Here is a 13,323-nt window from a genome sequence, read left to right as displayed (position 1 = left end):
GCGTTTCGAACGGCAGATGCCGTTCGCGACTGCGCCGGCTGATTCGCCGCGGCACCGCCGTAATAGAGAGGCCACAAGGTGCGCATTTCGCTGAAGACGTCGTTGATAGCAATCGTCTCGCTGCTGTTGCTGGTTCTGGTCGGGCAGGCCTGGACGTCGCTGTCGAAGATCCAGGCGGTCAATCTGAAGACCGAAGACATCGCATCGAATTGGCTGCCGTCGGTCAAGCAGCTCGGCGAACTGAAATACGCCACCGTGCGCTACCGGGTCGCGAGCCTGCGGGTGTTGCTCGCCAGCGACGCTGACTACCGGCGAGAATTGGTCGCCAATCAGGCGATGCGGGCAGGGAGCGTGGCCGAACTGGCGAAACGCTACGAGCAGCTGATCAGCAGCCCGGATGAACTCAAGGTTTGGAACCATGTCAAGGAGAAGTGGGCGGCTTACCTGAAATTGCAGCTGCAGATGTCGGAACTGGCGCTGTCCGGGAAGGGCGGCGATCTGTTGAAAGCCGATGACGCCGCGGCGCGGCCGATGTTCGATGAGGTGCTCAAGCTGCTCGACGCCGACGTCGAGCTCAACGACAAGGGCGCCGCCGACGCCACGGCGGACGCGCGCAACTCGTACAACTCCGCCTGGCTGACCACCATCGTGGTCGGTGCGCTCGCGGTGGTGATCGGCATCGCCGCGGTGCTGTTCGTGATCTTCCGCGTCGCCGCCGGGCTCACCGGTTTGAACGGCGCGCTGGCCAAGATGGCCGGCGGTCAACTCGACATCGATATTCCCGGCGCCGGCCGTGCCGACGAGATCGGCGACATGGCCAAGAACGTGGTGACCATCCGGCAGAATTCCGAGAACGCCGCGCGCGCGGATGCCGAAGCCAAGGCGGAGCGCGACCGCCAAGCCGCCGAGCAGCGCAAACAGGAGATGTACCGCATGGCGGATGATTTCGAAGGCGCGGTCGGCGAGATCATCGAGACGGTGTCGTCGGCCTCCACCGAGTTGGAAGCCTCCGCCACCACGCTGGCCGCCACCGCGGAGCGGGCGCAGAGCCTCGCCACCGTGGTCGCGGCGGCCTCCGAAGAAGCCTCCACCAACGTGCAGTCGGTCGCCTCGGCCACCGAAGAAATGAGTTCGTCGATCACCGAGATCAGCCGCCAGGTGCAGGATTCCGCCAGGATCGCCGGCGAGGCCGTCGACCAAGCCCGTCACACCAACGATCGCGTCAGCGAACTGGCGATGGCGGCGAGCCGGATCGGCGACGTCGTCGAGCTCATCAACAACATTGCAGGGCAGACCAATCTGTTGGCACTCAATGCCACCATCGAAGCCGCCCGCGCGGGCGAAGCCGGCCGCGGCTTCGCCGTGGTGGCTTCCGAGGTGAAGGCGCTGGCGGAGCAGACCGCCAAGGCCACCGGCGAGATCGGCCAGCAGATCACCGGCATTCAGTCGGCGACGCAGCAGTCGGTCGGCGCGATCAGGGAGATCGGCGCGATCATCGGCAAGATGTCGGAAATTTCCTCGACCATCGCCTCGGCGGTGGAAGAGCAGGGCGCCGCCACCCAGGAAATCTCCCGCAACGTGCAGCAGGCGGCGATGGGCACCCACGAGGTCTCCGCCAACATCACCAACGTGCAGCACGGCGCCGCCGAGACCGGCTCGGCGTCCTCGCAGGTGTTGTCGGCGGCGAAGTCGCTGTCGCGCGACAGCAACCGGTTGAAGACCGAAGTCGGCAAATTCCTCAGCACGGTGCGCGCGGCCTGACCGCGCCGGCACCTCGTGGCGGCCCTGAAGGGCTGCGACGAGGCTCGTAGCGATGCCGGCGCGATGCTCAGATCTTGCGCGAGGCCAGGATGCACAGCAGCGAGACCAGCGCGGCCGCCAACTGATAGTAGCCGACATAGCTCATGCCGTAATTGGCCTGCAGCCAGGTGGCGATATAGGGCGCCAGCGACGCGCCGAAGATGCCGGCCATGTTGAAGGTGATCGACGACCCGGTGTAGCGCACCCGGGTCGGGAACGGGGCCGCCAAGGCGGCGCCGATCACGCCGTAATTCATCCCGAACAGCAGCATGCCGACGGTGGTGAAAGCGTAGATGCCGACCAGCCCGGCGCCGAGCAGCGGCGCCAGCGCGAACGAAAACAGCCCGAGCACGATGGTGCTTCCGAGCAGCAAGGTGCGGCGTCCGAAGCGGTCGCCGAGCTTGCCGGCCGCGATCGTGCTGATGCCGAACAGCATCGAGCCGTAGATCTGCACCAGCAGCGCGTCGCGAAACGACACCCCGGCGACCTTGACGTTGTAGGACAATAGATAGGCCGTGCAGATGTAGAACGCCACGAACGTCACCAGCGCCATGAAGGTGCCGATCAGCAGGCTGAGCTTGTGATGCCGGAAGACCTCCAGCACCGGCACCGCGACCCGCTCGGCCTTGTCGATGGCCTGCTGAAATTCCGGGGTTTCGGTGATCGAGAGACGGACCCACAGACCGATCGCGATCAGCACGATCGAGACGATGAAGGGGATGCGCCAGCCCCAGGCCAGCAGCGCCTCCTGCGACATGAAGTGGAGCAGCAACCAGAACACGCCGGAGGCGAGGAACAGCCCGACCGGCGCGCCGAGCTGCGGAAACATTCCGTACCAGCTGCGCTTGCCCTCCGGCGCGTTCTCGGTGGCCAGCAGCACCGCGCCGCCCCATTCGCCGCCGAGCCCGAAGCCCTGGCCGAACCGGCATAGCGCCAGCAGCAGCGGCGCAATCACGCCGATCTGGTGATAGGTCGGCAGCAACCCGATCACCACGGTGGAAATTCCCATCGTCAGCAAGGCTGCCACCAAGGTGGTTTTGCGTCCGACGCGGTCGCCGAAATGGCCGAAGATGATGGCGCCGAACGGACGCGCAAAAAACGCGATCGAGAAGGTGGCGAACGACGCCAACAGCGCGGTCATCGGATCGCTGTTGGGGAAGAACAGCGTCGGAAACACCAGCACGGCCGCGGTGGCGTAGACGTAGAAATCGAAGAACTCGACGGTGGTGCCGATCAGGCTCGCCAGCAATACCTGCGCAGGAGAATTCAACGGTTTGCCGCGCCCGGCGGCGGTGCCCGCCGGCCCGAAATTTGTTGCGTCCATGATGATCCAGATCCGTCAGATGCGGTTTGCCCGCATCCCGCGGGGGCACAAACCCGGTAAACCGGCCACTTAGCCCAATATCCGGTACGAGGGTAGTCAATTCCTCAACGATTTGACGAATTCGCAGCCGCTGAGATCCACATTGTGGCTGCAAGCTCAGGTCTTTGGGGAGTTTTGGCGACACCAGGCCCGCCGGCTTCGCGGACAACCGGTTGAGCCCGGACGAAGGCGGTTGGTGAGACCGGTCAGCTCAGCGACCGGACGATCTCGATGAATGCCCTCAACGGACGGCCGGCCCCCTTCGGCTTCCATGCGATCGACAAGTCCCAAGTCAAATCGACGGGAAAGTCGGACAGGGCAACCATGGTCACCCCTTCGACGCGCATCGAGCGGGCGCCCTCGGGCACCAGCGAGACGCCCATCTCGGCCGCGACCAGGCTGAAGATCGTGTGCATCTGCCGGGCCTCCTGACGAACCCGCGGCAGAAAGCCGGCTTGGCGGCACGCGCTCATCAACCGGCCGTGCAGAGCAGGGCCCTGAACGTAGGGAAAAAGCACGAAAGCCTCCGTCGCCAATTCGTGGAGGGCCACCGCGTCGCGTTGTGCGAAAGGACTTGAAATCGGCACCGCCAGCGCGAAGCGGTCGCGGCTGATCACCTCGAGTTCAAGGCCGGAGAATGCTTTGAGCGGCGGCGTCACGAAGCCGACATCGACCGATCCGTCCTGAAGCCCGGCAATCTGCGCATCCGTGGGGCGCTCATCGAGGCGAATCTCGACGGATGGGAACCGATCGCGATGCGCGCGCAACGCCGTCGGCAAGACGCGATAAAGCGCCGCGCTGGTGAATGTGACCGCCAGTTCCGCCAGGTTCTCAGCAGCCGCCCGGCGCGCAAGCCGCACCGTTTCGTCGGCCTGCTGCAAGGTGCGCCGCGCCTCGGCCAGGAATACTTGTCCGGCTGGGGTGAGTTCGACCCGGCGTTGCGTGCGCGAGAACAGCGCAAACCCCAACGCCAGCTCCAGGCGCTTGATCGACTGCGAGAGCGGCGGCTGGGCCATGTTCAACCGGGCGGCGGCCCGGCCGAAGTGAAGCTCCTCGGCGACCGCCACCAAGTGGCGCATGTGGTGGAGGTCGATGGCCATATCGCTCCGGTCTCAATAAACCGACAATTGATATTGGAATGCTGGCTTATCTGATCCCCATCCTGGTGGCGAGATCAAACATCCTCTGGAGGTCATCATGCGCTCGCGCGTCCTGCGTTGCAGCCTGGCTGCGGCGGCTGCCGCGGCAAGCATTCTGTTCGGCGGCTCGGCGCGCGCCGAGATCACGCGCCAGGAGTTCACGGTTTCAAGTGATCCAGGCATCCGGCTTTTCGTCCGCGAGGTCAGCGACCGCAGCGCTGTCGGGGGCAAGCCGCCGGTTATTCTGCTGCACGGTGCTCGCGTCTCCGGCGTGCCTTCCTTCGACCTGCCCGCGGAGGGCGGATCGCTCGCGGCGGATCTGGCTCGTGCCGGCCATCGCGTCTTCATCATGGATGCACGCGGCTATGGCGGTTCTTCGCGGCCGGGTCAGGATGGCAACCAGGACGGCGATCCGCTGGTGCGCTCCGCCGCCGTGGTCCGAGACCTCGGGGCGGTGGTCGATGCCGTCCAGGCGAGGACGAGGACCCTCAAGGTCGCGCTGCTCGGCTGGGCGACGGGCGGGCATTGGGCCGGCATGTATGCCAGCCAGAATCCGGGCAAGGTGAGCCACCTCGTGATCTACAACAGCCTTTACGGGGCACATGCCGGGCACAAGACGCTCGGCCCGGGGTCCGATACGGCCGATCCGAACGACCCCGGTCGCTTCAATGTGCAACGCTTCGGCGCCTACCGCCTCAACACGGCGGCCTCGCTGCTTCCGTCCTGGGACCGCTCGATTCCGATCGAGGACAAAGCGGCTTGGCGCGACCCGAAGCTGGCGGAGGCCTATCAGGCCGCGGCGCTCGCGTCCGATCCGGCATCGGCCAGTCGCACCCCGCCGTCGTTCCGCGCGCCATCGGGCGCCATGGCGGATTCCTTCGAACTCGCCTCAGGCCGCAAGCTATGGGACGCCGGCTCGATCACCGCGCACGTGCTGCTGATCCGATCCGGCCGCGACTTCTGGAGCCGGCCCGAGGACCTGACCACGCTGCAGCAGGATCTGAGGCAGGCGGAGAGCGTGGCCGCGGTCACGATTCCCGACGCCACGCACTACGTCCACCTCGACCGGGCGGAGCGGGGACGCAGCGGCTTTCTCGCCGAGGTCATCCGCACGCTGGCGCAGCCCGCCGGCATACAGGCGGCGCGCTGAGGCAGCACAGCGGCGAGGCCGTGTCCGCTCAGCTGGCCAGCCTTCTGCAGCAGCACGCCTCGCGGCCCATCGAAGCAGAGAACCAGATGTCGCTCAGATCGATCATCACCCTCGGTGTTGCCGTCGCGCTCGCCACGCTGATGGCTGTCCCGAACGTTGCGGCGCAGGCGCGCCCCGATCCCCGTCCGGCGCGTGTCATCATCTTCCACATGGACAGCATGCTCGCCGACGCGCCGGAGCGCCTCAGCCTGAGCAACTGGCTCGCGGTCGCGGCCGAGGGCACCCGCGCGAGCGAGATGACCACCGTGATTCCGTACCATCCGACGGATTCCGGCTACTTCGTGCTCAGCACGACCTCGTTTCCCAACCCGACGACGGCCGCCGGCACGCTCTTCCTCGAGCCAGCCATCGAACAGACCTATCTCCAGCATCGCTTCAAAGGCCACACCGCCTTGATCGCCGGCTCGACGGCCTACCGGTCGATCGGCGAAGGATTCACTTACACCAATCTGTCTCAGGCACTCACCGACGAGCGGGTTGTCGAGGAGGGGCTGCGGCAATTGCGCGAGCACCCCGACCTGAGCTTCATGCGCCTGATACTGCAGGACGCCAACGCCGTGTTGCAGCGTGTCGGCTTCACCCGGGAGAATGTGCCCTGGCGCGGCGACGCCTACGGGGAGGGCTCGCCCTACTTTGCATCGCTGCGGCGGGCAGACGCGCTGCTCGGCCGCTTCGTCGACGAGTTGAAGCGGATGGACAAGTACGAGGACACGCTGCTGGTGCTGATGCCCGATGGCGCCGCCCGCGGCGGCTGGCACGGCCCGCAGCAGGAAGAGAGCTGGCGCTTGCCCTTCGCACTACGCGGTCCGGGAATCGCGAAACGGCGTGTGATCGGCTATGCCGAGAATATCGACGTGGCGCCGACCATCGCCGCCATGATGGGTGTCGAGCCGCCGAACGCCGACGGAGCCTCGGGACGCGTCCTGACCGAGGTCATGGCGGGGCAACCCGCGACGGCGGCCGGCGGCGCGCGCCGCATCGAGCGCCTCAACCGCCAACACAAAGAATACTTGCGTCTCACCGGCTGGATGCAGGTTCATGCCGGCCGCTACCCGCTGCTCGACCTGGCGTGGATGGCGTCGCACAACCGGCTGGTACAACCGACGCGGTTCTGGGACCTTTCCAGCATCGACGAGTGGCGCCGCGCCGGGAGCTTCGATCGAATGCTCGCGGACAACGAGGCTGCGCTCGTCGCTCTTCGCGATGCTCTCGCGCGATCGGGCGCGCCGGCTCTGCCGGATTGATCTCGGCACACCGCCTTGTCTCACGGCCCGCGAGGGACCCGACCGTTCAGCGCGGTCGGTGATCGGACTCCGAGGAGGCCGCATCTGACCGGAGCACTTCGGCGATGAAGGCGTGCTTCGCCGCCCTGTAGCGATCCATCGGCTGATTGTGGTGGGCCAGTTTGAGGGCGTTGTAGCGCCGGACCAATTCGGGATCGGCCCGCAAGGCGGCAATGAAGCGGTGGAAGTGGTCGAAGGCCCCGCCCTTCGTCGTCAGTTGGATGCCCAGATGCGGCGTCCGCGCTGCGTCCGCGAAGGCGGCGAACTCATCGCTGCGGATCGACCCGGCGTTACGCGGGAAGAACTTCGCGAAGCGGGACTCCACCGCCAGAAAGTCGCCGCGTTCGACCCTGACCACGATATCGAGGTCGCCCTTGGTGAGGCATCCCGGGACCGCGGTCGCGCCGACGTGCAGGACCTCGGCTGACGCCGGCAGCATCGAGCCAAGCTCGCGCGTCACCTCGCCGAACAGCCGTTCGGCGGCGCGCCGCGCCTGCTGGTCATCGGAGGTCAGGCGGAAGACGTCGGAATCAGCCATGCGGCGATCTTCTCGCGTCGAAACGGCAGCCATGGTCGTTCACGAGGGACTCGTCGCCGCATCCGGCGCAGCGTCGGGCCCGTGGTCCTGCATCAGCGGAAGTTCGATTTCAAAAACCGCGCCGCCGCGCGAGGATCTTCGGTACGCGGCGCGTCCGCCATGCGCCTCGGCAATGGCGCGAACGACGGACAGTCCCAGTCCCGATCCGCTGAGGCGCCGCGAGCGCGACGGCTCGCTCCGCGCGAACGGCTCGAATGCGCGCCTGGCGAATGCCGGCGACAACCCGGGACCTTCGTCCTCGACCCGGATCACGGCGGAGTTGCCCGATTTCAGCGTCGTGAGTTCGATGGCGCCGGGCCGCGCATAACGCTGTGCGTTGTCGAGCAGGGCGAGCAGCGCTTGACGAATGCGAATTCCATCGCCGCGAACCACCACATCGACCAGCGTGACGTCGAGCGAGAATCCGGCTTTCACCAATGACGGCTCCAGCAACTCGGCGACGCTGCGAATTTCCGCGGCGAGTCCGATCTCCTCGATCCTGAGATCCAGGTGCCCGCCGTCGGCCAGCGTCACCGTGCGCAAGTCTTCCACGAGCCGCGAGAGCCCGTCAACTTGCAGCAGCAGATTGCGGATCAATGCCTCGTCGGGCGAGAACACGCCGTCGGCGATACCTTGCAGGCGGCCCTTCAAGACGGTGAGGGGCGTTCTCAGTTCGTGGGCGATGGTCGCGTTCCAGGCGGTCATGTCTTCGGCGATATCCTGAAGCCTTTGCGCCATCGAATTGAAATCGTCGACCAATTGGGCGGTTTCGCCGAGCGACCGGTCGCCGGGAAATGCGCGGGCCGACAGGTCTCCCGCAGCAATCTTGCGCGCGCTTTCCGCCAGCGAATTCAGCGGAGCCAGGATTCGTTTCGCCAGCCGAAGTGCCACGACGATGGCGAGCGCCAAACCGATCAGCAGAAAGAACGCGATCATCACCACATCCGACGCTTCCGGAAGCAGCGGGATCGGTCCGGGAGGCGGCGGGAAGTAACTGAGATAAATTCCATAGAAGATGAACGAGCCGACGAAGACGATCAGCATCGCGATCGTCGCCACGACGCTCATCGAGACGATGATCTGCCTGCTCAGGCGATACCGCTTCATACCGAGGCCAATCGATAGCCGATGCCGCGAACACCGGACAGCATGCCAGGCGCGCCGGCCTCGTCGAGTTTCTTGCGCAGATTGCTGATATGGCTGTCGACCGTGCGCTCCAGGGCGTCGCTGCCGGGAAGGCAGGCATCGACGAGTTCGCTTCGCGTGAAGGCCTTGGTCGGCGTTCGCGCCATGTGCGCCAGGAGACGAAATTCGGTGAGCGTGAGCGGCAGTGGTTGCGCTGTTCCGCCCGCCTCGATCTTGACCATGTGACTGTCGAGATCAATCGCAACGCAGTTGACCCGCAGCATACGGCCAGCGCTCGACTGGCCGACCCGCCGCAACACCGCCTTGCTGCGGGCGACGACTTCGACCGGGTTGAACGGCTTGACGACATAGTCGTCGGCCCCGATGCGCAGCCCCTGCAGGCGGTCGATGTCCTGGTCGAGCGCCGTGATCATGATCACCGCCGTATCGCCCCGGCGGCGGATCTCGGCCAGCACCTCCCATCCGTCGAGGCGCGGCATGGTCACGTCGAGAAGCACGAGGTCGGGTTTCAGCGCAAGGTGCAGGTCCAGTGCGGTTCGACCGTCGCCGGCGCGGACCGTGCGGAAGCCCTCGCGCGTCAGGTAAGCGTCGAGGATCTCGCTGATTTGCGGTTCGTCTTCGGCGATGAGGATAAGGGCGTTCATTGGAACACAAGGCCAAGCATCATCAGGATCTCATGACACGGGGGAAAGCGCCCCGTCGATCCAATATGGTGCCTCTCCACCATATCTCCATACAACCTCCATGGTCGATGGACCATCGCCGGCAATCAGGCGGAATACCGGCCCTTCCGGCAGGCCGGTGCGCGCGAAGCCGCCCGCTTGATCGCCGCGATCCTTGTAAGGACTTTCTCGAATGCGCATCGACCCCGTTCGTACCGCTGTTTACGCGCTGCCGCTGGTGATGGCTGTGTCGCTTGCTCTCGCACGCGACGTTACATCGGAGCGCAACAAGCCGAAAACCGATCCTTTCGGAACCTGGTTGACCCAGGCCGGCGACGCCAAGGTGTTGGTGAAGCCCTGCGGCTCGGCCATCTGCGGCAAGGTGGTGTGGCTGAAGCAGTCGATCGATGCCGCGACCGGAAAACCTCAGACCGACGACAAGAACCCGGATCCGTCGCTCAGAACCCGCCGCATCGTGGGACTGCAGCTGTTCCTCGACATGCTGCCCGCGACATCGAGCTCGTGGTCGGGACGAGTCTACAACGCCGATGACGGCAACAGCTATGCCAGCACGGTTGCTCTGCTTGATGCGGGACGTCTCGAAGTGCGGGGCTGCGCCGGCGCACTGTGCGGCAGCGAGATTTGGACCCGGGCCACGCGGTGAGCTGCGAGCCGCGAGGAGGCGAATCCTTGCGGGCGACCGCTTCGAGAAGACGTTGCGATGGGAGGCGTTTCGCGAAACCTCCACGCATCCTCGACGTGGAATTGACAATCGAGCGGCAATGCGGAGCGAGCGGCTCGGTGCGCCGCCAACATCTCGCCAAGCCCGTCGCGCCGACAGCCTCCATTGGATAAACCATGAGAAATCCTGCCGTTATCTATACAGCCACGCTGCTTTTGCTGATCGCCTTGGCCGGCGAAAGCCAAGCTGCAACGCGCGACGGATATTCCGGCGCCAATCTCAACATCCGCTCCGGGCCGAGTACGCGATTTCCGGCGGTGCGGAGGCTGGCGGCAGGATCGGCTCTGACGATTCACGGCTGCGTGGCAAACTACAAATGGTGCGACGTGAGCGCGTCCGGGGTCCGCGGCTGGGTGTCGGGAGCGCACGTTCAGTTCGTTCACGACGCGCGCCGGGTGTATGTCCCCGCCTACGCCGCGCAATCACAAATCCCGGTGGTGACGTTCAACATCGGCAGTTACTGGCGGGACAACTATCGCGACTATGGCTTCTACGGGGACATCGACCGCTGGAATGCCCATCACTGGGAGGACGACGGCAACCCGCCGGGCTGGCGCGACAACTGGGACGACGACCATTCCGCGCCGGAAAATGAGGCGGCTTTCGACCATGAGCCCGGTCCCGACCCTTCGTTCCGCCCCGACGACGAGCCTCCGCCGGACCACGAATAGGGTTCGATACCTGCAGATGGCGTCGTGCGGCAGCCGCAGCGAGCGTGGCCCGCATCAAAACGATCGGTCATCGCCGACGTTAGGTCGGCGATGACCGATCCGTTTCCGTCATCGGCGTGCAACCGATTTCGTCGTTCCTCCAAGAGAGAGCCAGTCCATGAGTGACCTTCTCGTCCGTCTCTATGATCTTCCCGAGGTTCGCACGGCGGAAACAATCGCATCCCACGGCATCACGGTTCGTCGCGCAATGGCGGCCGAGGCGCATGTCGTGCTGCCCTGGATTGAAAAGCACTTCGACAGTCCCTGGGTGAGCGAAGCGACACGCGCCTTCACGCGCTCCCCGGTGATGATCTGGATCGCCGTGCGGCAGAACGAACTGCTCGGCTTCGCCTGCGCCGACTGCTCGATGCGCGGCTTCTTCGGTCCGACCGGCGTGGCGAAGGCGGCTCGCGGCCAGGGCATCGGCGAGGCGCTGTTGTTCGCCACGTTGCGCGGCATGCGCGAAGCCGAATATGCCTATGCGATCATCGGCGGCGTCGGGCCGGTCGCATTCTATCGCAAGCACCTCGATGCGATCGATATCCCTGGCTCGGAAGAGAGTATCTACGCAGCGATGCTGCACGACGAGAACGGGCGCGGCTTCGACGACATGTAGGGCACGATCCCGCGCGTCGTCGGCAGCCTGCTCAGATCATCCGCGGCAGAACGTCGGTGCGCGGGTCCTTGTCGAGAAAGCGGTGCTTCAACGCCCCGGCGACATGCAATGTGATCAACGCCAGCAGGCTGTAGGCCAGCGTCTTGTGCAGCAGCTGGAACAGTTTGAAATTATCGTTATTCTTCGGCAGCAGCTCGGGAACGTGGATGCCGAAGAAGAACACCCCGTCGCTCTCGGCGTAGGAGCTGGACATCGCGTAGCCCATCAGCGGGACGATCAGCAGCAGCGCGTAGATCGTGACGTGCACCACGTGCGACAGGATTTTCTCGTGGGCGGGCAGCGGCGCCGGTGCCGGCAAACGCGATACCGCGCGGATCGCAAGCTGCGCGAGAACGATCAGGAACACCAGCACGCCGAACGATTTGTGCCACGGATAAAGCAGATCGAACTTCGCCGTGATCTCGTCGTTCAGCTCCGTCATGGTAAAGCCCGCCGCGATCAGGCCGAGGATCAGAACCGCCCGCACCCAATGCAGGATCCGCAGCGTTGCCGGATATTTGTCGATCGTCGGGTGAACGTTGTGGATCACGCTTTGCATTCTTTTTTCGAAGGACCTAAAATGCGTATCAACAACACGCGCCCGCCGGTCCGCGGCGAAGCGCTCTTTTAATGGCCGTCATTAAGTAGCGCAACCCGCGGTCGGAGATCACATCTGCGCAGCCTGCTGCAAAACACAGCGGTGAGCAGCTACCATGGCTGACAAACCGCTCCGGTTTCGACCATCGGAAGACGCATCCACCAAATCTCCACACAATCTCGACAATGCGCCAACACGCACGCGGCAATCCGCGGCAGACGGTGGTGTGTTGGCCGCACCGCCGCCGATCTGGATCATGAATGACGTATCAATTTCGTACCCCGAACATTTTGCTCGCGGTTCTGGCAGCGCTCGGCGTGGCGGGCTGCGACCGCGGGCAATCCGACGCAACCGGCGCGCAGGTTGGAGCACCGCCAGCCATCGTCACGGTGCTGTCGGTCAAGCCCGAAACGGTGATCCTAGCCGATGAATTGCCGGGGCGGGTGGCGGCATTCCGGACCGCGGAGATCAGGCCGCAGGTCGGCGGGATTCTTGAAAAGCGGCTGTTCGAGCAGGGGGCCGAGGTGAAGGCCGGCCAGGCGATGTTTCAGATCAATTCGGACGTTTTCAAAGCAGAGGTTGGCAGCGCGGCCGCGGTACTGCAGCGAGTCGAAGCGGGTGTTGCCCGCGCCCAAGGCAAGTTCGACCGCGCGAAGCAGCTGTTGCCGAGCAATGCGATCAGCCGCGAGGCCTATGACGACACCGTGGCGGATCTCGCTCAGGCCAAGGCCAATGTCGCGGAAGCCCAGGCGACGCTGCAGCGCAAGACACTTGATCTCGAGTTTGCAACGGTGCGGGCGCCGATCGCGGGACGTACCGGGCCGGCGCTGGTCAGCGAGGGGGCGCTGGCATCAGTGTCGTCGACCAACCCTCTGGCGATCATCCAGCAGATCGATCAAGTCTATGTCGACGTGCGTCAGCCGGCCACCCAGATCGACGTGATCCGCGAGGCTGCGCGGTCGGGGCAGCTCGACGATGCTTCCAAGGTGCCGGTGACGATATTTGCCGCCAGCGGCAAGGCCTATCCGGTGACGGGACGCGCGCTGTTCTCCGATATCAGCGTCGATCCCGGCACCGGCAACGTCACGGTTCGTGTCGAGGTGCAGAATCCGGATCGGATTCTGCTGCCGGGCATGTATGTCCGCGCTCGGATGCCCCGCGGCGTCAAACACAATGCGTTGTTGGTGCCGCAGCAGGCGGTGGTCCGAGATCCGGCCGGAGCGCCGCAACTCGTTATCGTCGACGAGCACAAGCGGGCGGCGCGCCGCGTGGTCGGTCTCGGCGAGATTGTCGACCGCCGTTACATCGTGACCTCCGGCCTGCAGGCCGGCGAGACGGTGGTGGTGCAGGGCCAGGAACGCGCGAAGAATGATGCGGTCGTCGAAACGGTGCCGTTCGCCGCTGCCGCCGCGCAAGCGATTGACTGAGCGCAGAGCGA

13 protein-coding genes are annotated in these 13,323 nt (G+C 65.1%); 7 read left to right on the top strand and 6 right to left on the bottom strand.

Going from position 1 to position 13,323, the window contains the following annotated elements:
- Nucleotides 1-78: 78 nt before the first annotated feature.
- Nucleotides 79-1,761 (top strand): methyl-accepting chemotaxis protein, encoded by a 1,683-nt coding sequence (locus RPC_RS13740; protein WP_011473186.1) that lies wholly within the window; start codon nt 79-81, stop codon nt 1,759-1,761.
- Nucleotides 1,762-1,828: 67 nt separating this feature from the next.
- On the opposite strand, the gene RPC_RS13735 is transcribed toward RPC_RS13740, so the two are convergent.
- Complete coding sequence (locus tag RPC_RS13735) at nt 1,829-3,124, bottom strand: MFS transporter (protein WP_011473185.1); 1,296 nt, start codon at nt 3,122-3,124, stop codon at nt 1,829-1,831.
- Between the two features lie 245 nt (nt 3,125-3,369).
- Nucleotides 3,370-4,263 carry a LysR family transcriptional regulator gene (locus RPC_RS13730; protein WP_011473184.1) on the bottom strand — a complete coding sequence of 298 codons (894 nt, stop codon included), beginning with the start codon at nt 4,261-4,263 and terminating at the stop codon, nt 3,370-3,372.
- 97 nt (nt 4,264-4,360) lie between these two features.
- Here RPC_RS13730 and RPC_RS13725 point away from each other — a divergent pair, with 97 nt between their 5' ends.
- Nucleotides 4,361-5,452, top strand: coding sequence for an alpha/beta hydrolase (locus tag RPC_RS13725; RefSeq protein ID WP_011473183.1), 1,092 nt, complete (start codon nt 4,361-4,363; stop codon nt 5,450-5,452).
- 20 nt (nt 5,453-5,472) lie between these two features.
- Nucleotides 5,473-6,756 carry a sulfatase-like hydrolase/transferase gene (locus RPC_RS13720; protein ID WP_011473182.1) on the top strand — a complete coding sequence of 428 codons (1,284 nt, stop codon included), beginning with the start codon at nt 5,473-5,475 and terminating at the stop codon, nt 6,754-6,756.
- Between the two features lie 46 nt (nt 6,757-6,802).
- Here the strand turns inward: RPC_RS13720 and RPC_RS13715 are convergent, their stop codons facing one another.
- The 3 genes from RPC_RS13715 to RPC_RS13705 are packed head-to-tail and all read right to left on the bottom strand — an operon-like array spanning nt 6,803 to nt 9,162.
- Nucleotides 6,803-7,333, bottom strand: coding sequence for a GrpB family protein (locus RPC_RS13715; protein WP_049766101.1), 531 nt, complete (start codon nt 7,331-7,333; stop codon nt 6,803-6,805).
- Nucleotides 7,334-7,372: 39 nt separating this feature from the next.
- A complete protein-coding gene (locus RPC_RS13710; protein WP_011473180.1) occupies nt 7,373-8,479 on the bottom strand; it encodes an ATP-binding protein in 1,107 nt (368 codons plus the stop codon).
- A complete protein-coding gene (locus tag RPC_RS13705) occupies nt 8,476-9,162 on the bottom strand; it encodes a response regulator (protein WP_011473179.1) in 687 nt (228 codons plus the stop codon). The genes RPC_RS13710 and RPC_RS13705 overlap by 4 nt, the downstream gene beginning before the upstream one ends.
- Nucleotides 9,163-9,373: 211 nt before the next feature.
- Between RPC_RS13705 and RPC_RS13700 the strand changes: the two genes are divergently transcribed.
- The 3 genes from RPC_RS13700 (at nt 9,374) to RPC_RS13690 (ending at nt 11,248) form a co-directional block, all read left to right on the top strand.
- Nucleotides 9,374-9,844, top strand: coding sequence for a DUF2147 domain-containing protein (locus tag RPC_RS13700; protein ID WP_011473178.1), 471 nt, complete (start codon nt 9,374-9,376; stop codon nt 9,842-9,844).
- 194 nt (nt 9,845-10,038) lie between these two features.
- A complete protein-coding gene (locus RPC_RS13695) occupies nt 10,039-10,593 on the top strand; it encodes an SH3 domain-containing protein (protein ID WP_011473177.1) in 555 nt (184 codons plus the stop codon).
- A gap of 157 nt (nt 10,594-10,750) precedes the next feature.
- Nucleotides 10,751-11,248 (top strand): GNAT family N-acetyltransferase, encoded by a 498-nt coding sequence (locus RPC_RS13690; RefSeq protein ID WP_011473176.1) that lies wholly within the window; start codon nt 10,751-10,753, stop codon nt 11,246-11,248.
- 31 nt (nt 11,249-11,279) lie between these two features.
- On the opposite strand, the gene RPC_RS13685 is transcribed toward RPC_RS13690, so the two are convergent.
- Nucleotides 11,280-11,846: a cytochrome b gene (locus RPC_RS13685; RefSeq protein ID WP_011473175.1), complete on the bottom strand. Its 567-nt coding sequence runs from the start codon at nt 11,844-11,846 to the stop codon at nt 11,280-11,282.
- 299 nt (nt 11,847-12,145) lie between these two features.
- Between RPC_RS13685 and RPC_RS13680 the strand changes: the two genes are divergently transcribed.
- Nucleotides 12,146-13,312 (top strand): efflux RND transporter periplasmic adaptor subunit, encoded by a 1,167-nt coding sequence (locus tag RPC_RS13680; RefSeq protein WP_011473174.1) that lies wholly within the window; start codon nt 12,146-12,148, stop codon nt 13,310-13,312.
- The last annotated feature ends 11 nt before the right edge of the window (nt 13,313-13,323 follow it).

Source organism: Rhodopseudomonas palustris BisB18, from assembly GCF_000013745.1.
GTDB classification, from domain to species: Bacteria; Pseudomonadota; Alphaproteobacteria; order Rhizobiales; family Xanthobacteraceae; genus Rhodopseudomonas_A; species Rhodopseudomonas_A palustris_F.
Note: the sequence above shows the minus strand (reverse complement) of the source record. Positions and strands in the feature narration are given on the sequence as shown.

Bases quoted from the DNA above. Each gene is read 5' to 3' on its own strand.
- RPC_RS13725 (WP_011473183.1), top strand. From the start codon at position 4,361: ATGCGCTCGCGCGTCCTGCGTTGCAGCCTGGCTGCGGCGGCTGCCGCG.
- RPC_RS13705 (WP_011473179.1), bottom strand. From the start codon at position 9,162: ATGAACGCCCTTATCCTCATCGCCGAAGACGAACCGCAAATCAGCGAG.
- RPC_RS13710 (WP_011473180.1), bottom strand. From the start codon at position 8,479: ATGAAGCGGTATCGCCTGAGCAGGCAGATCATCGTCTCGATGAGCGTC.
- RPC_RS13695 (WP_011473177.1), top strand. From the start codon at position 10,039: ATGAGAAATCCTGCCGTTATCTATACAGCCACGCTGCTTTTGCTGATC.
- RPC_RS13690 (WP_011473176.1), top strand. From the start codon at position 10,751: ATGAGTGACCTTCTCGTCCGTCTCTATGATCTTCCCGAGGTTCGCACG.
- RPC_RS13715 (WP_049766101.1), bottom strand. From the start codon at position 7,333: ATGGCTGATTCCGACGTCTTCCGCCTGACCTCCGATGACCAGCAGGCG.
- RPC_RS13730 (WP_011473184.1), bottom strand. From the start codon at position 4,263: ATGGCCATCGACCTCCACCACATGCGCCACTTGGTGGCGGTCGCCGAG.
- RPC_RS13735 (WP_011473185.1), bottom strand. From the start codon at position 3,124: ATGGACGCAACAAATTTCGGGCCGGCGGGCACCGCCGCCGGGCGCGGC.
- RPC_RS13685 (WP_011473175.1), bottom strand. From the start codon at position 11,846: ATGCAAAGCGTGATCCACAACGTTCACCCGACGATCGACAAATATCCG.
- RPC_RS13700 (WP_011473178.1), top strand. From the start codon at position 9,374: ATGCGCATCGACCCCGTTCGTACCGCTGTTTACGCGCTGCCGCTGGTG.
- RPC_RS13680 (WP_011473174.1), top strand. From the start codon at position 12,146: ATGACGTATCAATTTCGTACCCCGAACATTTTGCTCGCGGTTCTGGCA.